This is a genomic window from Stenotrophomonas sp. LARHCG68 (genome assembly GCF_052871705.1).
Window position 1 is genome coordinate 249,574 of the sequence record NZ_JBIXJV010000003.1, and the last position, 16,993, is coordinate 266,566.

Annotated in this window: 20 protein-coding genes and 1 riboswitch; of the genes, 17 read left to right on the forward strand and 3 right to left on the reverse strand. The window is 67.5% G+C overall.

Features of this window, described 5'->3' with window-relative positions:
• Nucleotides 1-351 precede the first annotated feature (351 nt).
• Nucleotides 352-2,853, reverse strand: a complete 2,502-nt coding sequence (locus ACIPR8_RS12270; RefSeq protein WP_446541206.1) for a prolyl oligopeptidase family serine peptidase — start codon at nt 2,851-2,853, stop codon at nt 352-354.
• 101 nt (nt 2,854-2,954) lie between these two features.
• A riboswitch (S-adenosyl-L-homocysteine riboswitch) is annotated at nt 2,955-3,041 on the forward strand.
• 32 nt (nt 3,042-3,073) lie between these two features.
• Between ACIPR8_RS12270 and ahcY the strand changes: the two genes are divergently transcribed.
• The 15 genes from ahcY to ACIPR8_RS12345 all read left to right on the forward strand — a co-directional run bounded on the left by ahcY (nt 3,074) and on the right by ACIPR8_RS12345 (nt 11,729).
• Nucleotides 3,074-4,519, forward strand: coding sequence for an adenosylhomocysteinase (gene ahcY / locus ACIPR8_RS12275; RefSeq protein WP_132864571.1), 1,446 nt, complete (start codon nt 3,074-3,076; stop codon nt 4,517-4,519).
• Between the two features lie 421 nt (nt 4,520-4,940).
• Nucleotides 4,941-5,258, forward strand: a complete 318-nt coding sequence (locus ACIPR8_RS12280; protein ID WP_446541207.1) for a hypothetical protein — start codon at nt 4,941-4,943, stop codon at nt 5,256-5,258.
• Between the two features lie 49 nt (nt 5,259-5,307).
• Entirely contained in the window at nt 5,308-5,718 is a 411-nt protein-coding gene (locus ACIPR8_RS12285) for a hypothetical protein (protein WP_446541208.1), read from the forward strand.
• A gap of 18 nt (nt 5,719-5,736) precedes the next feature.
• Nucleotides 5,737-6,510, forward strand: coding sequence for a hypothetical protein (locus tag ACIPR8_RS12290; protein ID WP_446541209.1), 774 nt, complete (start codon nt 5,737-5,739; stop codon nt 6,508-6,510).
• 124 nt (nt 6,511-6,634) lie between these two features.
• A complete protein-coding gene (locus tag ACIPR8_RS12295) occupies nt 6,635-7,486 on the forward strand; it encodes a S1 family peptidase (RefSeq protein WP_446541210.1) in 852 nt (283 codons plus the stop codon).
• Nucleotides 7,487-7,521: 35 nt separating this feature from the next.
• Nucleotides 7,522-7,725 carry a hypothetical protein gene (locus ACIPR8_RS12300; protein ID WP_446541211.1) on the forward strand — a complete coding sequence of 68 codons (204 nt, stop codon included), beginning with the start codon at nt 7,522-7,524 and terminating at the stop codon, nt 7,723-7,725.
• Nucleotides 7,726-7,755: 30 nt separating this feature from the next.
• On the forward strand, nt 7,756-7,989 hold the full coding sequence (locus tag ACIPR8_RS12305; protein ID WP_132864575.1) for a hypothetical protein: 234 nt from the start codon (nt 7,756-7,758) through the stop codon (nt 7,987-7,989).
• Nucleotides 7,990-8,093: 104 nt separating this feature from the next.
• A complete protein-coding gene (locus tag ACIPR8_RS12310; RefSeq protein WP_192286360.1) occupies nt 8,094-8,474 on the forward strand; it encodes a YbjQ family protein in 381 nt (126 codons plus the stop codon).
• A gap of 54 nt (nt 8,475-8,528) precedes the next feature.
• On the forward strand, nt 8,529-9,263 hold the full coding sequence (locus tag ACIPR8_RS12315; RefSeq protein ID WP_446541212.1) for a DUF6348 family protein: 735 nt from the start codon (nt 8,529-8,531) through the stop codon (nt 9,261-9,263).
• A gap of 58 nt (nt 9,264-9,321) precedes the next feature.
• Nucleotides 9,322-9,612: a DUF2695 domain-containing protein gene (locus ACIPR8_RS12320; RefSeq protein ID WP_446541213.1), complete on the forward strand. Its 291-nt coding sequence runs from the start codon at nt 9,322-9,324 to the stop codon at nt 9,610-9,612.
• Complete coding sequence (locus tag ACIPR8_RS12325) at nt 9,609-9,941, forward strand: hypothetical protein (RefSeq protein ID WP_446541214.1); 333 nt, start codon at nt 9,609-9,611, stop codon at nt 9,939-9,941. Before ACIPR8_RS12320 ends, ACIPR8_RS12325 begins: the two co-directional genes overlap by 4 nt.
• Nucleotides 9,942-9,986: 45 nt before the next feature.
• Entirely contained in the window at nt 9,987-10,340 is a 354-nt protein-coding gene (locus ACIPR8_RS12330; RefSeq protein WP_446541215.1) for a VOC family protein, read from the forward strand.
• 83 nt (nt 10,341-10,423) lie between these two features.
• Nucleotides 10,424-10,873: an iron chaperone gene (locus ACIPR8_RS12335; protein ID WP_446541216.1), complete on the forward strand. Its 450-nt coding sequence runs from the start codon at nt 10,424-10,426 to the stop codon at nt 10,871-10,873.
• A gap of 53 nt (nt 10,874-10,926) precedes the next feature.
• A complete protein-coding gene (locus ACIPR8_RS12340; protein WP_132864581.1) occupies nt 10,927-11,430 on the forward strand; it encodes a hypothetical protein in 504 nt (167 codons plus the stop codon).
• Between the two features lie 17 nt (nt 11,431-11,447).
• On the forward strand, nt 11,448-11,729 hold the full coding sequence (locus ACIPR8_RS12345) for a hypothetical protein (protein ID WP_132864582.1): 282 nt from the start codon (nt 11,448-11,450) through the stop codon (nt 11,727-11,729).
• 134 nt (nt 11,730-11,863) lie between these two features.
• Here ACIPR8_RS12345 and ACIPR8_RS12350 read toward each other — a convergent pair whose 3' ends face one another.
• Both ACIPR8_RS12350 and ACIPR8_RS12355 read right to left on the reverse strand, forming a co-directional pair.
• Entirely contained in the window at nt 11,864-13,696 is a 1,833-nt protein-coding gene (locus tag ACIPR8_RS12350) for an ABC transporter ATP-binding protein (protein ID WP_192286367.1), read from the reverse strand.
• A gap of 205 nt (nt 13,697-13,901) precedes the next feature.
• Nucleotides 13,902-15,482, reverse strand: coding sequence for a serine hydrolase (locus ACIPR8_RS12355; RefSeq protein ID WP_446541217.1), 1,581 nt, complete (start codon nt 15,480-15,482; stop codon nt 13,902-13,904).
• Between the two features lie 107 nt (nt 15,483-15,589).
• Between ACIPR8_RS12355 and ACIPR8_RS12360 the strand changes: the two genes are divergently transcribed.
• Together ACIPR8_RS12360 and ACIPR8_RS12365 are read left to right on the forward strand one after the other, a co-directional pair.
• Nucleotides 15,590-16,015: a VOC family protein gene (locus ACIPR8_RS12360; RefSeq protein WP_446541218.1), complete on the forward strand. Its 426-nt coding sequence runs from the start codon at nt 15,590-15,592 to the stop codon at nt 16,013-16,015.
• 138 nt (nt 16,016-16,153) lie between these two features.
• A complete protein-coding gene (locus ACIPR8_RS12365) occupies nt 16,154-16,984 on the forward strand; it encodes a DUF72 domain-containing protein (RefSeq protein WP_323437785.1) in 831 nt (276 codons plus the stop codon).
• Nucleotides 16,985-16,993: the final 9 nt, after the last annotated feature.

The window sequence follows — 16,993 nt, forward strand, 5'->3', positions numbered from 1 at the left end:
ATTCGTTGGCATGTGAACGGGACGCACCTACGTCCGAAGCGCCCCCTCCGCAGCCCTCCCCCGCGCTTCGCGCGAAGGAGGGAGTAGAGCGTTGCGTCGCTCAGCGAGGGAGCTCAGCGACAAGCTGCACGGAACTGCCGCAGCAACAAGCTGAACTGCCCCTCCCCTTGCCTGCGCAGCAGGCAGGGGGAGGTTGGGAGGGGGTGCATTTCACGACCCACGTCAGAAGCGCCCCTCCCCAACCCTCCCGCGCGCTTCGCGCGAAGGAGGGAGTAGAACGTTGCGTCGCGCACTGACACATTGCGCAGAGCCGCCCTCCCCTGCGCTTCACGCAAGGGAGGGCGCTCGTCCTCAGCGCTTCTTGCCAGCCTTGCCGTCGGCCGCGCCCAACCACTGGTCCAGCCAGCTTTCACTCTCGGCCAGCATCGTCATGATCGACTCGCGTGCGCGATAGGCGTGCGATTCATTCGGCAGCATCACCAGCCGCGCCGTGCCGCCCAGCCCCTTCACTGCGGCGAACATGCGCTCGCTCTGGATCGGGAACGTGCCGGAGTTGTTGTCGTTCTCGCCATGGATGAACAGGATCGGGTCCTTGATCCTGTCGGCGCTGTTGAACGGCGACATCTTCAGGTACACGTCCTGCGCCTGCCAGAAGTTGCGTTCCTCGGCCTGGAAGCCGAACGGCGTCAGCGTGCGATTGTAGGCGCCCGAACGCGCGATGCCCGCCTTGAACAAGCGCGTATGCGCGAGCAGGTTGGCGGTCATGAACGCGCCATAGGAATGCCCGCCCACGGCGATGCGCTCGCGATCACCCACGCCACGCTTGACCACTTCGTCCACCGCCGCCTGCGCACTGGCCACCAGCTGCTGCACGTAGGTGTCGTTCGGCTCGGCATCGCCTTCGCCGATGATCGGCATGGTCGGGTTGTTGAGCACCACGTAGCCCTTGGCCAGGAACGCCTGCGGGCCCCAGTAGCTGATCGCGTTGAAGCGGTGCGGCGAGCCGGTGACCTGGCTGGCGTCCTGCGCGGATTTGAACTCGGCCGGATAGGCCCACATCAGCACCGGGCGCGGGCCATCCTTCTTCGGGTCGTAGCCCGGCGGCAGCAGCAGGTCAGCGGTCAGTTCGACGCCATCATTGCGCGTGTAGCGGATCTGCTCCTTCTTCACCCCACGCAACGCCGGCAGCGGATGCGCGAAATGGGTCAGCTCCACCGGCGCCGCGTCGGCCGACAAGCCGCGCGCGAACAGGTTGCCCGGCACATCGTTGGACTCGCGGTAGGTGAGGATGCGTGCATCCCCGCCTTCGATGATGGCCAGCGGCTGCTCGTAGTACGGCGCCTGCGAATGGAACAGGCGCTCGCTCTTGCCCGAGGCCAGGTCCACGCGGTCCAGGAACGGGCGGTCGCCCTCGGCCGACGCACCGGTGCCGATGCGGAAGAAACTCTTGCCATCGGTGCCCAGCTGCAGCCGCTCGCGCCCGCTCTCGTCGGACTGCAGCAGTGGATCGCCCGGATCAGCGTAGCGGTCATCCTCCGACCGCTCGACCAGCAGCACCGGTGCCTGGTCCGGGCTGCCCGGGTTGATCTTCCACTGCTTCATCTGGCGGCTCTTCCACCAGTACTCGTCCAGCAACGCGACATCGTCCTTGCCCCAGGTGATGCCGGCGTAGCGCGACCCCAGCTGCATCAGCGTGGCCGGCGGCCTGTCGAACGGTGCCGCCTGCACCAGCACCGCATCGCGGATGGCGGCCTGCCGTGACGGGTCACCACCGTCCTGCGCTTCGGCCCAGACCAGCGTGGCCGGCGCATCGGCGCGCCAGCTGATCGAACGCACGCCGGTCGGCACGGCATCGTTGCCGGTCGGCAGCCCGTCGACCAGCGGCAGGCGGGCAACCGTATGCACCTGCATGCCCTGCGCATCGAGCACGTCGATGCGGCGCGGGAAGCTGCTCACCGGCACCGAATACGAGAACGGCCGCTCGACGCGACGGCTGAGCAGGTACTTGCCGTCCGGCGACGGCGACAGCCCCATGAACAGGCCGGGCAGGCCCACCGGACTGGCCTGGCCGGTGATCGACACCCGCACCGGCTGTGCCTGCAGGTAGTACTCGAACAGGCGCGCATCGTCCTCGTTGCGCAGCAGGTCCTGGTAGGTCCGCACCGAACGCACGCCCTGCCCGGCCACGGTCTCCTGCACGGCGGGGCCGGTCGGCACGCCATCCCCCTTCGGCGGCGCGCCCTGCCCGGCCGGGCGCTGCAGCACCAGCAGCCCGTCGCTGCCCGGCAACCACGAATACCCCCGGCCGACGATGCTGTTCAGGCGCTCGGCGATGCGACGGGCGCTGCCCGCCTCCACATCCACCAACCACAGCTCGTTGCTGCCGCTGGCCGGGTCCACCTGGTTGAAGGCCAGGTACTTCTGGTCGGGCGACCAGCCCAGCGAGGCCACCGACAATGGCTGCGGCAGGCCGCTGATCTGGCGCTCCCTGCCGTCCAGCGTGGACACCAGCGACAACTTGTTGCCGAACGAGAAACGGCTGTCGGAGAAGGTCTTCGGGTTGATGCGCAGGCCGGCCAGCTTCAGCTCCGGCTGCGCCACCTGGGCGATGGACGGCAGCGATGGGGTCTGCAGCATCGCCGCCAGGTCGCGCCTGGGCGACAGCGACAGGCTGGGCGCACGCGGGGCGTCGACGATGGCCTGCAACGCGGCCGAGGGCAGGCGGTAGCCCTGCGCCTGTTCGGCCGCCTGCGGCGGGGCCAGCGCCAGCACCGGCGGCACCGCCAGCAGCAGGCCGGCGCACAGGACCAGGGCCGCGGAAGTACGGCGGCGGCGGGCGGGGGACAGGTTCATGGCGCTCCTTGGCAGGGGAATAAACCCCCAACTTAACAATCTCTGTCGCCACCCTCCCCTGCCGTTGGTTGGGCTGGCCGCCGCGATATAATCACCGGCCCCGCTCCGAGGGGCGCTGCGACTGTCCGGGAACCCCCGCCACAGCCAGGCTCGGGGCGGCATCCATGCAACAACGGCGCCCGGCGAACGCGAGCCTGCTCGCACCACACCGGAGCTTTACATGAATGCTGTTGCCAGGACCTTCTCCCAGGAAGGTGACTACAAGATCGCCGACATCTCGCTGGCCGATTGGGGCCGCAAGGAACTGGACATCGCCGAGCACGAGATGCCGGGCCTGATGTCCATCCGCCGCAAGTACGCCGCACAGAAGCCGCTGGCCGGCGTGCGCGTGACCGGCTCGCTGCACATGACCATCCAGACCGCGGTGCTGATCGAGACGCTGAAGGACATCGGCGGCGACGTGCGCTGGGCCTCGTGCAACATCTTCTCCACCCAGGACCAGGCCGCCGCCGCCATCGCCGCCACCGGCACCCCGGTGTTCGCCTGGAAGGGTGAAACGCTGGAAGAATACTGGGACTGCACCCTGGAAGCGCTGACCTTCAAGGCCGCCGACGGCACCCTGCTGGGCCCGGAACTGGTGGTCGACGACGGCGGTGACGTCACCTTGCTGATCCACAAGGGCTATGAGCTGGAAAACGGCAGCGACTGGGTCAACACCGCGTCCGGCTCGCACGAAGAGCAGGTCATCAAGAACCTGCTCAAGCGCGTGGCCACCGAGCGCCCGGGCTACTGGACCCGCGTGGTCAAGGACTGGAAGGGCGTCTCCGAGGAGACCACCACCGGCGTGCACCGCCTGTACCAGCTGGCCGAAGCCGGCACGCTGCTGGTCCCGGCCATCAACGTCAACGACTCGGTCACCAAGAGCAAGTTCGACAACCTGTACGGCTGCCGCGAGTCGCTGGCCGACGGCCTGAAGCGCGCGATGGACGTGATGCTGGCCGGCAAGGTGGCCGTGGTCTGCGGCTACGGTGACGTCGGCAAGGGCTCGGCCCACTCGCTGCGCGCCTACGGCGCACGCGTCATCGTCACCGAGATCGACCCGATCTGCGCCCTGCAGGCGGCGATGGAAGGCTTCGAGGTCAACACCATCGAATCCACCCTGGGCCGCGGCGACATCTACGTCACCACCACCGGCAACAAGGACATCATCCGCATCGAGCACCTGAGCGCGATGAAGGACCAGGCCATCGTCTGCAACATCGGCCACTTCGACAACGAGATCCAGGTCGATGCACTGGTGAAGTTCCCGGGCGTGCAGCACATCAACATCAAGCCGCAGGTGGACAAGTACGTGTTCCCGAACGGCAACGCGATCTTCCTGCTGGCCGAAGGCCGCCTGGTGAACCTGGGCTGCGCCACCGGCCACCCGAGCTTCGTGATGTCCAACAGCTTCGCCAACCAGACCCTGGCGCAGATCGACCTGTGGGCCAACAAGGACAGCTACAAGGCCGACGTCTACCGCCTGCCGAAGAAGCTGGACGAGGAAGTGGCGCGCCTGCACCTGGAGAAGATCGGCGTGAAGCTGACCACCCTGACCCAGGAACAGGCCGACTACCTCGGCGTGCCGGTGGAAGGCCCGTTCAAGCCGGAACACTACCGCTACTGATCGGCGAAAGCCTGCAGGCAGCCCACTCCCTCTCCCGCACGCGGCAGAGGGAGTGGGGTGAGGGCCACTGCCCCGTGCAAGCCCCACTCCCGTCGCGTCACCAAGCGCTGGAATGCCTCAACATTGTTCCCGACAAAACGAGCACCGAAAGGTGCTCGTTCTGTTTTCAGGGCCGATGGATCGGAGATGCCACCAGGGAAATCCCTTCAAGCCAACACCGCCTCTGGCCCACTCCCGCACCAGCCCCCATCCACCGGGTCGCTTCGCCGCTCGGCATGGCTCGCACGATTCGTGTCCTGTCCCGCATCCGCGATGCGCGCCACGCCCTGCCTGACTCTGCGCACGGTTTCGCCGCGGTCCATTTCCGTGCAGCATTGCGGACAGGACCACTACCGCCTCATGGCACCCAACGGACACCTCCATGCATCCCAGCGACGAGCGAAAGGTACTCGAGCAGCTCCTGAAAGAGATCGACTCCCCCGGCAAGGCGTCATCGGGGTGGAGTGATGTACCGGTCTGGATCTCGATCGCGGTGATCACGGCGTCCTGCTTCCATTTCTTCGGCCGCCCCAGCCTTCCCCATGCCCTCCTGATGGCAGGTTTTTTCCTGGCCGGGTTGGTGTATGCGCAGGTGCGCCTCCGGCGAAAGTCGGCCAGGAACTGGCCAACGCTGCGTCCCTTCCTCGACCGGGCGCGGGTCGAGGCACGTCTGCGCGAAATCCTGCTGACCGGCCACTGACGCCCCCTGCGCCCTGCCCTTCCTCGAATCGAACCCGGCATCCCCTCGAATGCACCCCATCGTTTCCTTCTGGCATGTCACCCATGGCGGCCCACAACACGGCCAGATGCTGCGCAAGCTGGAGCGCCTGGCGGGTTTCACCGCCGTTTCACCGATGGTGGAGCGGCTCGTGTGGGAGGGCCGCAAGGAGGCGCATGTGACGTTCGAAGTCCACCACGCCACCGGATCCCATGAGGCGACCGAAGCGGCCCTGCTCGCGCTTGCGTGGCAACTCGCACCGACGTGGCGGATCACCCGTGCTTCCGGCGACCTGGGGGGCGAATGGTCCCAATCGGCGGTCGGCCCCGATCATCCCTTCGAGGCGATCATCGCCGGTTGCACGCGCATCCGCTGGCAGTTGCATGCATCACAGCAGTACACGCGGCCGAACTTCCTGGGGGGCGGCGACAACCACTGGTAGGCACCTGGCGTCACTGCCGTGCTGCGCGCGCTCCGTCAGAGCGCGGCCATCGCCCTGTGGCATCATCCGCAGCACATGCCGGGGCCTTGCATCTACCCGGCCATTTCAGACAGGACAGCAGGACGCATGCCCGTGGAAACCCTGGAAGCGCAGATCACCCGTACGTTGTTGCCCGGCATGCATCTGCCGCCGGCGCTGAAGGCACTGTTTGGCTGGATCGAGGACAACGGCCTTTACATCGACCGGCCGGACGGCACCCGCATCGGTTTCCTGTTCCCCGAGGAAGCCCTGCGCGAGAGCTGGACGGACGACGAGCGTCAGGGCGGAACCAACATCACCTTCTTCGCCGAGGGCAATGCCAACCTGAAGTACTGGTTCGGCCACGCGCGTGCCGAGGTACTCGACCGGCTCTGCGTGTTCGCCAAGACCGGCGCGGAAGGATCGATGGCGGCACTCTGGCTCGCGCCCGACGGCACGCAGAAGATCGTCCATCTGGGCTCGGGCTCCGGCTCGGTCACCGTCTGCGTGCTGGCCGACGATGCGCTCGACTTCCTGCGACTGCTGGCCATCGGCTACGACGAAATCTGCTGGGGTGGTGAACTGGGATCGCCGCCGCCACGCGAGGGCGAATTCGTCGTTCATCCCAATGTGGCCTACCAGCAGTGGGTCCGCAGCCGGTTCGCCGCGACCATCCCGGAGATCGGCACCGAGATCGTCAGGCATCCCGAGGACATGCACATCGAGGACGCGGCAGACCCGTTCAACCGCTGGGTCAGCGCGAACTGCGCCTGACCCGGGCCGTTCCACCCGCAGTCGATAGTTTCGCGCAGTAGGCGGCGCGGCACCCACCGCGTCTGCACATGCAGTAGCAAACCCTGCCGAGCCCCGCGCTCGCCCCTTCCAACAAGGCCTTCCTATGATCCGCGCCCTGCTCCTGGCATCACTGCTCGCCACCTCCACGAACGCGGCGGCCATCGTCATCCGCCACGATGTCGATGATGCGCAGTACCGGGTACCGGCATCCGAATTACCGGCGCTGGTCGACATGCCCGGTGAGGGACACGGCGTGCTGATCGCCCCGCAATGGGCGGTGACCGCCGCACACACGCTCCCCCGCCAGGGTCGTCTCGAACAGGTGGTCATCAACGGGGTGGCCCGGGACGTGGAGCGGGTCGTCACCCACCCGGGGTACCGCACCCCGCCGCAGGCGCTGATCGACCAGGCGATGGCCAGCGGTGAAGCGATGCTGCTGGTGGTCTTCCTTGGCGGCACGGACGACATCGCGCTGATCCGCTTGCGCCAACCCATCACCGACATCCCGCCGATCCGCCTGTATGCCGGCAGCGACGAGCCCGGCAACCGCGTCACGCTGCTGGGAAAAGGGGCCACCGGCACCGGCGCCGATGGGCATGATCCGCGAGGGCCCAACCGTACCGGGTTGCGGCGTGCGTTCAACACCGTCACCAGTGCGTATGACCGCTGGCTCTGCTACGTCTTCGACGCACCACCGGATGGCCTTCCGCTTGAGGGCATGCTCGGCAATGGCGACAGCGGCGGCCCGGTACTGCTCCAGTCCGGCGCGCAATGGCAGCTGGCAGGGCTGGCCTCCTGGAAGGTCGTGCAGGGCAACGTGATGACCGCCCGTCCCGGCCGCTACGGGCAGACCGCCTGCAACGTCCGCCTGAGCCACTACCATGACTGGATCGAACAGGTGATCTCCGCAGCACCGCAGGCAAGCGGCCAGGATGGATCCCACGCAGGCCCCTGACTGATTCCCCTCCCACCCGCCGCACCGGAACACGCATGAGAGACCCCGCCCGCATCGACACCGTCCTGGTCACGCTTCGCGCGCTTTGGGAAACCTCGCCCGACCTGCGGCTGGGCCAGCTGATCGTCATCGCCGCCGCGCCGCGCGAGCCGGTTCCGGAAATCTTCCATATCGAAGACGACGTGTTGCTGGAAAACCTCGAGCAGCACCTGCGCCGCGCGCAGCCGTCGCGGCCCTGAGCCCGCCGGAACCGTCGAGGCCCCTGCTCGATGCCCCTGGATGACCTGGCCGGCGAAGCCCTGCGTGGCGCATTGCGCGTCGTCGGCCGCATGCTGGTCGAGCTGGTCTTCGAGATCCTGCTCAAGGGTACCGGCCACGTGGTGATCCGTCTGTTCCGCCCCGGCAAGGAACCCGGCGATGCGGCGTGCGCTCTGGTCGGCCTGCTGGTCTGGGCCGGTGTCGCTGCCGGCGCCTTCCTGCTCCATCGGCAGATGACCGGCTGATACCGCGGGAGTGGGTTCTGGATAGAATCCACCGCTGTACGGAACCAGGACGGCAGGGATCGCACGCCCGCATCCAGCCGCGTCCCTCAATCCCAGGAACTCCGATGGCCGACCCCTACAACTCCCCCGCGATCCCCGCCGCAACCCCTCACCTCACCGATGCCATGGTCACCACCGCCATGGAACTGCCCGGCCTGCGCGTCACCCGCAGCCTGGGCCTGGTGCGCGGCATCACCGTGCGTTCGCGCTCGGTCGTGGGCAACTTCATCGGCGGCCTGCAGACCCTGTTCGGCGGCAACATCACCATCTACACCGAGCTGTGCGAGCAGGCCCGCAACGAGACCTATCGCGACATGGTGCAGCACGCGCGCATGCTCGGCGCCAATGCCATCATCGCGGTCCGCTACGACGCCACCGAACTGATGACCGGCCTGACCGAAGTGCTGTGCTATGGCACCGCCGTGGTGGTCGAGCCGCAGCGCTGAGGCCTCCCTCGCACAACACCCGCGATCACATCATTGGGCAGGAAGCCGGATTCCATGGGTATTTTCAGCAGGTTCTTCAAAGGTCCGCCGGCGCCCGAGCCGGCCTTGCCACTTCGGCTGCTGCTCGAAGCGACCAGGGCATCGGACCCGCACGCCCGCCTCGTCGATGGGCAGGTACACCTGTCCAGCGGCATCACGCTGGGCGTCGAACATATCGAGACGTTCCGCTTCGACAACGGCAACGTACGCACTGCGACGGTCACCACGGCCAGGCACCCGACGTTCTTCACCGAAGGGCTGATCGAGTTCCAGCACGCCATGGGTGCCGATGAGCAGGCCTCGATGTCGAGCGGCTTTCGCAGCTGGGCGCAGATGGATCTGGCAACCCTGTCCGATGCCGTCCAAGCCGATCCACGGCATTGCGCGGTGATGGAAATCACCCTGCCGGCCTCGGAACAGGCGCCGGAGGCGGTGCGCCAGATCGTGCTGGGCCCGGTCGCGCACTACGCCTCCGAGCCGGTGGATGCCGACGAGGAGCACCCGTTCTGCCCGTGCTGCCTGCTCACCCGGAGCCTGGAGGCCTTCATGCCGGTCCTGCGCGCGGAACAGTTCCTCGGCGTGCGCCTGTTCGCCAGTCGTGCGGACGATGGCAGTTTCAGCGCCGATTGCCGCATCAATGGGCAGGACCATCCCGATGCACTGCCCGCCCTGGTCGAGTACGCCCGGCAATGGGCAGGTACCGGCACGGAGTTCCGCAAGCAGTACGTGATCATTCGCCCGCGGCCATGAGCGTCGGCGCGAGCGCCGGTTTTCCCGCACTTACCTCCCACGCAGACAGGCGCATCGCATGCCTTCCAACGCCGAACTCGAACGTCGCAAAGCCCTGCTGCGCGGGCTCGCCGAGCAGCATCACGCCCAGGCCATCGCGGCGCTGCCCCTGCCGCGGGAAGCATTGACGGCCCTGTTCGACCACCTTGACCAGGCACTGGGGGCCGGCTGCGACCATTCGCTGCGGTTCACCCGCCAGTTCCTGCAACAGCAGGCGCTCGATGAAGCCACGGTGGTGCCGTGGCTGCAGGCCAACGGCGGCTACTATGACTGCGAGGTGCTGGCCAACGTCGAGGACGCTTGGCAATGATGTTCCTGATCGGCCAGGGCGAGCGCGTGGTCGCGCTTGGCGAACCCGAACAACGTAACTGCCCGAAATGCGGCCAGCTCACCGCATTCCAGAAGCAGCTGCGCTACAAGTACGGCAGCTTCGACATGCTGTTCGGCTTCGCCTACGACAAGCGTTACCAACTGGCCTGCCTGCAGTGCAACCATGGCTGGATCCTGGATGCGCGCACCACCGAACGCGAGCTCGGCCGCGTGCCGATCCCGTTCCACCTGCGCTATGGCCTGTGCGTGCTGGCGGTGCTGGCCGCCCTGCTGGGCGCGTCGGCCATGGCCGTGAACGGCCTGCTCTGAACCCGGCGCTACAGTGGGCAACCCGTCGCTGCCGGACGCCCCGCCATGCCCCTGAAACAGCTGATCCCGATGCAGCCGGTGACACACCTGCCGGCCAGCATCGCCTTCTACCGCAAGCTCGGCTTCGAGGTCGAGGACCACAATGACGCCTGGGGTTGGGCGATGCTGCGCTGCGGCCCCTGCCAGGTCATGCTCGATCAGTCCATCAATCCACCGGCCGGCAGTGCGCGCAGCGCCGTGCTCTATCTCTATCCCGATGACCTGCGTGCCTTCCATGCGCATGCGCGCCAGAACGGCCTAGAGGTACCACCGCTGGAAACCACGTTCTATGGGATGAGCGAGTTCCGGCTGCAGGACCCGGACGGCAATCGGCTCTGGATCGGCCAACCCGGTGACTGAGCGACGCCGGCCCGGCCACGATGGACGACGCCAACCGGCCGAATCCGCGCTATAAAGCGCGTGTTTCCCCAGGAGCCACTGTCATGAGCAAGTCCGGATTCAGCACCGAAGAACGTGCCGCCATGAAGGAGCGCGCCCGCGAACTGGCGGCCGAGGCCAAGGCCGGCCGCAGGAAAGCCGAGGGCGAGGCCGAGGTGTTGGCCCGCATTGCCGAGATGCCAGCGGCCGAGCGCGACATGGCCGGACGGCTGCACGGGATCATCACCACCACCGCGCCGGCACTGTCACCCAAGACCTGGTATGGGATGCCGGCCTATGCCAATGCCGACGGCAAGGTGGTGGTGTTCTTCCAGGGCGCGAGCAAGTTCGGCGCGCGCTATTCCACGCTGGGGTTCAACGACAGTGCCGCACTCGACGACGGCGACATGTGGCCCACTTCGTTCGCGCTCAACGCGCTCACCCCTGCAGTGGAGAAGAAGGTCACCACGCTGGTGAAGAAGGCCGCACGCGCCGCCGGCGCCACCCGCCGATAGCCATGCGCGGGGGTGGGCAGCTATCGTGTCCTGCCACGCACCGACCGAAACGCATGCCTTTCTGGACCTGGTTGTTCCCCCGTACGCCTGCCGTGTTCCCCAGCCCGCTGCCGCGCGCGCAGGCCGTGCAGAACCTGCGCGCGGCCACCGCACGCGGCAACATCACCGCAACCGGCACCATCGTCGGTTCGGTGGAGGCCGCACGGGTGAACCTGTATCACCGCAGCGCGTTGCGCAACTCGTTCAAGCCGCATTTCCGTGGCCACTTCGTGGACACCGCGCAGGGCTGCGCGCTGCACGGCCGCTTCGCGCCACCCGCGCTCGTGCATGCCTTCATGGTGTTCTGGCTGGGCTTCTGCGTGCTGGGGACGACGATCAGCGTCGTGCAGCTTGGCAGGATGGACCCGATGCTGATCCCGGCCGCCCTGCCCGGCGTGTTGATGGCCGCCTTCGGCATTGGCCTGGTGCGGCTTGGGCAACACCTGTCCGCCAACGACCCTGCCATCCTGTCGCGCGTGATCCGTCAGGCGTTGCAGTCACACCACACCGAGCCATGAGATCGCGCCAGGCCCGCATGCCCCACCACGACCCGATCGTTGAACTGCACAGACTGCAGACCGAGACGATGCAGCAACTTGAACGCATCGCCGAGGACATCAAGGCTGGCCGTGTTCCGGCAGAGGAAGGCGGGCAACGCGCCCGCGCCCTGATGGCCGCCAGCGACGCACGCCGCAGCGCATTGTTTGCCGCCGGCGCTGCGGCGGCGGACCGGCGTACACGCCGCGCCTGGCTGATGGTGCTGGCGGTCGTGGTGGCTGCCGCTGTCGCCGTGCTTGGGCGGGTGCTGCTCGGCTAGCCCGGCGCGTCTCTGCCCTCACCCCAGCCCCTCTCCCGTTTTACGGGAGAGGGGCTCGCATTGTTTCGATTCGCCGTCTACTGGCCCCTCTCCCGCAGCGCGGGAGAGGGGTTGGGGTGAGGGCCGTTCCGGGCTCAGGCATCGGCCGCCACGAACCCACCGGTCTGGCGCGCCCACAAGCGCGCGTACAGGCCACCGGCGGCGACCAGCTCGGCATGGGTGCCGGTCTCCACGATCCTGCCCTGGTCCATCACCACCAGCCGGTCCATCCGCGCGATGGTCGACAACCGGTGCGCGATCGCGATCACCGTCTTGTTGCCCATCAACTCGTCCAGGCTGTCCTGGATCGCCGCTTCCACTTCCGAATCCAATGCCGAGGTCGCCTCGTCCAGGATCAGGATCGGCGCATCCTTCAGCAGCACCCGCGCGATGGCGATGCGCTGGCGCTGGCCACCGGAGAGCTTCACGCCGCGCTCGCCGACATGCGCGTCGTAACCCTGCCGGCCCTGCCCGTCCACCAGCGCGTCGATGAAGCCTTCCGCACGCGCCTTGGCCACGGCCGCGCGCACCTGGTCTTCGGTCGCATCCGGGCGCCCGTACAGCAGGTTGTCGCGGATCGAACGGTGCAGCAGCGAGGTGTCCTGGGTCACCACGCCGATCTGCGCGCGCAGGCTGTCCTGGGTGACGCGGGCGATGTCCTGCCCGTCGATCAGGATGCGTCCGCTCTCCAGGTCGTACAGGCGCAGCAGTACGTTCACCAGGGTGGACTTGCCGGCACCGGACGGGCCGACCAGGCCGATCTTCTCGCCCGGCTTCACCGACAGGTTCAGCCCGGCCATCACGCCGCCGCGCTTGCCGTAGTGGAAGTGCACGTCCTTGAAATCCACCGCGCCGGCATGCACCTGCAGTGGCACGGCATCGGCCTGGTCCTGCACGGCGATTGGCTGGGCGATGGTTTCCATGCCGTCCTGCACCGTGCCGATGTCCTCGAAGATGCCGTTCACCGTCCACATGATCCAGCCGGACATGTTGTGGATGCGGATCACCAGGCCGGTGGCCAGGGTGATCGCGCCAACGCTGATCAGGCGATCGTTCCACAACCACAGCGCCAGCCCGCAGGTACCGACGATCAGGAAGCCGTTGAGGATGGCGATCACCAGTTCCAGCCCGGTGGTGATGCGGGTCTGCGCGCGGTGCTTCTCGGCCAGCTCCTGGATCGACTCGGCCACGTAGGCCTGCTCGTGTCCGCTGTGCGCGAACAACTTGAGCGTGGAGATGTTGGTGTAGCCGTCGACGATGCGGCCCATGGCCCGTGACCGTGCATCCGAGGCGATCCATGCCCGCTGCTTCATGCGCGGCACGAAGTACACGCCGATGGCCACGTACGCCACCAGCCACACGGCCAGCGGCACCATCAAGCGCCAGTCCACCTGCGCGAACAGGTACAGCGCGGTGCCGGTGTAGACCACGATGTACCAGAGCGAATCCACCATCTGCACGGCGGATTCGCGCAGCGAGGTACCGGTCTGCATCACCCGGTTGGCGACGCTGCCGGCGAAGTCGTTCTGGAAGAAGGTCAGGCTCTGCCGCACCACGTAGTTGTGCATCAGCCAGCGCGAGCGGTTGCTCAACCCCGGCACGATGGCCTGGTTGACCAGCAGGTTGTGCAGGGCCACCAGCACCGGGCGCGCCAGCAGCGTGATGCCGGCCATCCACAGCAGCTCCGTTGCGTGCCGCCGGAAGAACCCCGGGCCCGCGTTGTCCGAGAGCATGTCCACGATGCGCCCGAGGAAGTCGAACATCGCCACTTCCACCAGCGCCAGCAGCAGGCCGGCCACCAGCGTGGCCAGCAGCACCGGCCACACCGGGCGCAGGTAGTGCAGGTAGAAACGCACCACGCCGCGCGGTGGCATGCGGGCATCCACCGGCGGGAACACGGGAATCAACGACTCGAACCAGCGCAACATCGCCACGGCCTGCAGAAACAGAACAGGCCGCGATTGTCCCATCGCGGCCTGTGTTGTGTCTGTCTACGGCAGGCGCTTGCCCGCCAGCGGGAACGGTCCCGGCCGCGACGCCCTTGCCTCCCGTCCACGATCCTCCGAAGCGCCGCGGGCAATGCCACGGCGGGAATGCCATCCCCGCCATGGCCGCGGGACCGTGGTGCCCTGCTTACTCCGCCTTGGGCTTGAGCAGCAGGTCCTGGAAGTCGAAGCTGAAGTCGGTCAGCGACGACACCGCTTCCATCCGCACCTCGCGCACCTTGCCGTCCGGGGTCAGGCTGAAGTTGACGAAGGCATCGGCGTTGAGCGAGCGGTTGTCCCAGCGCACGATGAAGGTATCGTGCTGCCAGTGCTCCATCGTGCCGACCAGATCGGCGGTGGCACCGAAGCGCAGGCGCAGCTTGCCGCCCTTCTGCTCGATGACCACATCGCCATACCACGCATCGCGGTACGTGCCGGCATAACCACCCAGCGGCAGCGAGGGCGTGCTCCTGGCGTCGCGCGCAGCCACGTGCCGAGCCCAGCCTTCGTCCGCGTTGTCCTGTGCCTTGGCGACGCTGGCCGCATACGCCGCCACCCAGTCATGCGACGGTGCCCCGAGCATCGCGTCGAGCACGCTCATGGTGATGGCGTTGAAAGCCGCACCCGATTCCTGGTTGGTCAGCACCACCACGCCCAGGTCCTGCCCGGGCACCAGCGTCAGCCGCGACACCTGCCCCGGCCAGCCGCCGGTGTGCCACACCAGCTTCTGCCCGCGGTAGTCACTCAGGCTCCAGCCTTCACCGTAACCGGCGAAGTTCGGGCGCGCGGCTTCCAGCTCCGGCACCGACGGCTTGGGCACCACCTGCGGGATCTGCATCTGCCACATCTGCTGCTGGGTCTTTTCACTGAACAACGGCGTGCCGTCGGCCAGTTTGCCCTCGGCCAGCTGCACGTTCATCCACCTGGCCAGGTCGTGCACGCTGGAGTAGATGCCACCGGCGCCGGCGTTGTTGGACCAGGTCAGCGGCGCCACCGGGCGCAGGTCGGTGAAGTCGAACTTGGCGTGGCCGACGGCGGCCTTGTCGCCGGGCTTGAGATGGTCGGCGTTGTAGCGGGTGCCGGCCATGCCGACCTTGTCGAAGATGCGCTGCTGCAGGAACGCGGCGAACGGCTGCCCGGACACCTTCTCGATCACCTGCTGGGCAACCGCGTACAGGATGTTGTCGTAGGCGTAACGGTCGCGGAAACCGTTCTTCAATGGTACCTGGCCCAGTCGCGCCACCACCTCGGCGTTGCTGTAGGTGGTGGTCGGCCAGAACAGCAGGTCGCCGGCGCCCAGGCTCAGCCCGCTGCGGTGCGAGAGCAGGTCGCGGATGCGCATCTCGCCGGTGACGTAGGGGTCGGACATGCGGAACGACGGCAGGTGGTCGATCACCCGGTCATCCATCTTCAGCTTGCCCTCCTCGGCCAGCAGGTTCAGCGAGGTGGCGGTGAATGCCTTGGTGTTGGAGGCGATGGCGAACAGCGTGTCGGCCTGCACCGGCTCGGGCTTGCCCAGCTCGCGCAGGCCCCAGCCGCGCTCCAGCACCACCTTGCCGTCCTTGACCACCGCCACCGCCACGCCCGGCACGTCGAACTGCTGGCGCACGCGCTCCACCGTGGCATCGAGTTGCTGCAGCTCCGCCGGCACCGCCGCCTCCTGTGCATCGGCCACCTGGGCCACCACGCTCATCGCGAGCACCAGCCCGCCCCCAAACCATTTATTCAATGCGCTCTCCCTCTGGATCGATGCCGGCCCATGGCCGGGCCGGCCTTCTCGCGATGGTAACGCGAGCGCGCCCACGCTCGCCTTTCCGCTCCTGCCCTGAGGCCGCCATGGACCTCGCCGCCACGACCACCGCCACCATCATTCCCTGCCTGCGCTACCGCGATGCCCCGGCCGCCATCGACTGGCTGTGCGACGCCTTCGGCTTCCAGCGCCACGCGGTCTACCAGGAGGGCAACGTCGTGCTGCATGCCCAACTGGTATTCGGCAACGGCATGGTGATGCTCGGCTCGGTGCAGCCCAGCGAATGGGGCAGCAACATGATCCAGCCCGACGAAGTCGGTGGCATGGAAACCCAGAGCGCCTGCGTGATCGTCAGCGACGCCGACGCCCACTACGCCCAGGCCAAGGCAGCCGGCGCGGAGATCGTCATCGACATCGCCGACCAGCACTATGGCGGCCGCGGCTACGCCTGCCGTGACCCGGAAGGCCACCTGTGGTGGTTCGGCAGCTACGACCCCTGGAAAGCCGCGTAGGCACGGCCTTTGCCGCCGAGCCGTTGAATCCCCGGATCAGGACCTTCCCGATGTCGCGGCCCAGGCCGCTCCCACCGGTTGGCTTGCGGGTACATTGACGGCTTCGCGGCCACGGCCGCTCCTGCCCCGGGGTGTGACTTGAACGACTTGTTTGCCGGTACGGCCAATACCCCCGGGGTCCACATCGGCATCGGCGGCTGGACCTATGTGCCGTGGCGCGGCGGCACCTTCTATCCGGTCGGGCTGGTGCAGCGCCGCGAGCTGGAGTTCGCCAGCCGCCAGCTGACCAGCATCGAGATCAACGGCACCTACTACGGCACCCAGAAGCCAGCCATCTACGCCGGCTGGCGCGATGCCACGCCGGAAGGTTTCGTGTTTTCGGCCAAGGCGCCCAAGCGCATCGTCAGCGCCCGCAAGCTGGCCGGGACCGGCGCGCAGATCGATGACTTCATCGATGGCATCGGCCACCTCGGTGACCGGCTCGGTCCGCTGGTGTGGCAGTTCGATGCCGGTCGCACGCTGGACCCGGACGACTTCGCCGCGTTCCTGCAGCTGCTGCCGCGGCAGGTCAACGGACGCCGCCAGCGCCACGCGCTGGAAGTACGCGACCGTGCGTTCTTCGACGAACGGCTGGTTGGCCTGGCCCGCCAGCACGGCCTGGCACTGGTCTACACCGACTCACCGGACTACCCCAACGCGGCCGACCTCGGCGCGGACTTCGTCTATGCCCGGCTCATGCGCAGCCGCGATGCCTGCGACACCGGCTACCCGGCGGCGGAACTGGCGCAATGGGCCGAACGCGTGATGGCGTGGCGGCGCGGACAGGACCCGCACGACCTGCCCCACCTCGCCGCGCCTGCGAGGCCTGCGCCGGAGGGGCGCGAGGTATACCTGTACTTCATCAGCGCCGCCAAGCACCGCAACCCGGCCGCGGCGCGCCAGCTGCAGCAACGCGTCGACCAAAACTGAAGCGATCGA

What these genes read in the sequence shown, in the direction of transcription:
- ACIPR8_RS12345 (WP_132864582.1), top strand. Translation starts at nt 11,448, where the DNA reads ATGCCCCACCACGACCCGATCGTTGAACTGCACAGACTGCAGACCGAG.
- ACIPR8_RS12310 (WP_192286360.1), top strand. Translation starts at nt 8,094, where the DNA reads ATGGCCGACCCCTACAACTCCCCCGCGATCCCCGCCGCAACCCCTCAC.
- ACIPR8_RS12280 (WP_446541207.1), top strand. Translation starts at nt 4,941, where the DNA reads ATGCATCCCAGCGACGAGCGAAAGGTACTCGAGCAGCTCCTGAAAGAG.
- ACIPR8_RS12340 (WP_132864581.1), top strand. Translation starts at nt 10,927, where the DNA reads ATGCCTTTCTGGACCTGGTTGTTCCCCCGTACGCCTGCCGTGTTCCCC.
- ACIPR8_RS12330 (WP_446541215.1), top strand. Translation starts at nt 9,987, where the DNA reads ATGCCCCTGAAACAGCTGATCCCGATGCAGCCGGTGACACACCTGCCG.
- ACIPR8_RS12325 (WP_446541214.1), top strand. Translation starts at nt 9,609, where the DNA reads ATGATGTTCCTGATCGGCCAGGGCGAGCGCGTGGTCGCGCTTGGCGAA.
- ACIPR8_RS12305 (WP_132864575.1), top strand. Translation starts at nt 7,756, where the DNA reads ATGCCCCTGGATGACCTGGCCGGCGAAGCCCTGCGTGGCGCATTGCGC.
- ACIPR8_RS12360 (WP_446541218.1), top strand. Translation starts at nt 15,590, where the DNA reads ATGGACCTCGCCGCCACGACCACCGCCACCATCATTCCCTGCCTGCGC.
- ACIPR8_RS12320 (WP_446541213.1), top strand. Translation starts at nt 9,322, where the DNA reads ATGCCTTCCAACGCCGAACTCGAACGTCGCAAAGCCCTGCTGCGCGGG.
- ACIPR8_RS12350 (WP_192286367.1), bottom strand. Translation starts at nt 13,696, where the DNA reads ATGTTGCGCTGGTTCGAGTCGTTGATTCCCGTGTTCCCGCCGGTGGAT.
- ACIPR8_RS12295 (WP_446541210.1), top strand. Translation starts at nt 6,635, where the DNA reads ATGATCCGCGCCCTGCTCCTGGCATCACTGCTCGCCACCTCCACGAAC.
- ahcY (WP_132864571.1), top strand. Translation starts at nt 3,074, where the DNA reads ATGAATGCTGTTGCCAGGACCTTCTCCCAGGAAGGTGACTACAAGATC.
- ACIPR8_RS12285 (WP_446541208.1), top strand. Translation starts at nt 5,308, where the DNA reads ATGCACCCCATCGTTTCCTTCTGGCATGTCACCCATGGCGGCCCACAA.
- ACIPR8_RS12315 (WP_446541212.1), top strand. Translation starts at nt 8,529, where the DNA reads ATGGGTATTTTCAGCAGGTTCTTCAAAGGTCCGCCGGCGCCCGAGCCG.
- ACIPR8_RS12335 (WP_446541216.1), top strand. Translation starts at nt 10,424, where the DNA reads ATGAGCAAGTCCGGATTCAGCACCGAAGAACGTGCCGCCATGAAGGAG.
- ACIPR8_RS12270 (WP_446541206.1), bottom strand. Translation starts at nt 2,853, where the DNA reads ATGAACCTGTCCCCCGCCCGCCGCCGCCGTACTTCCGCGGCCCTGGTC.
- ACIPR8_RS12300 (WP_446541211.1), top strand. Translation starts at nt 7,522, where the DNA reads ATGAGAGACCCCGCCCGCATCGACACCGTCCTGGTCACGCTTCGCGCG.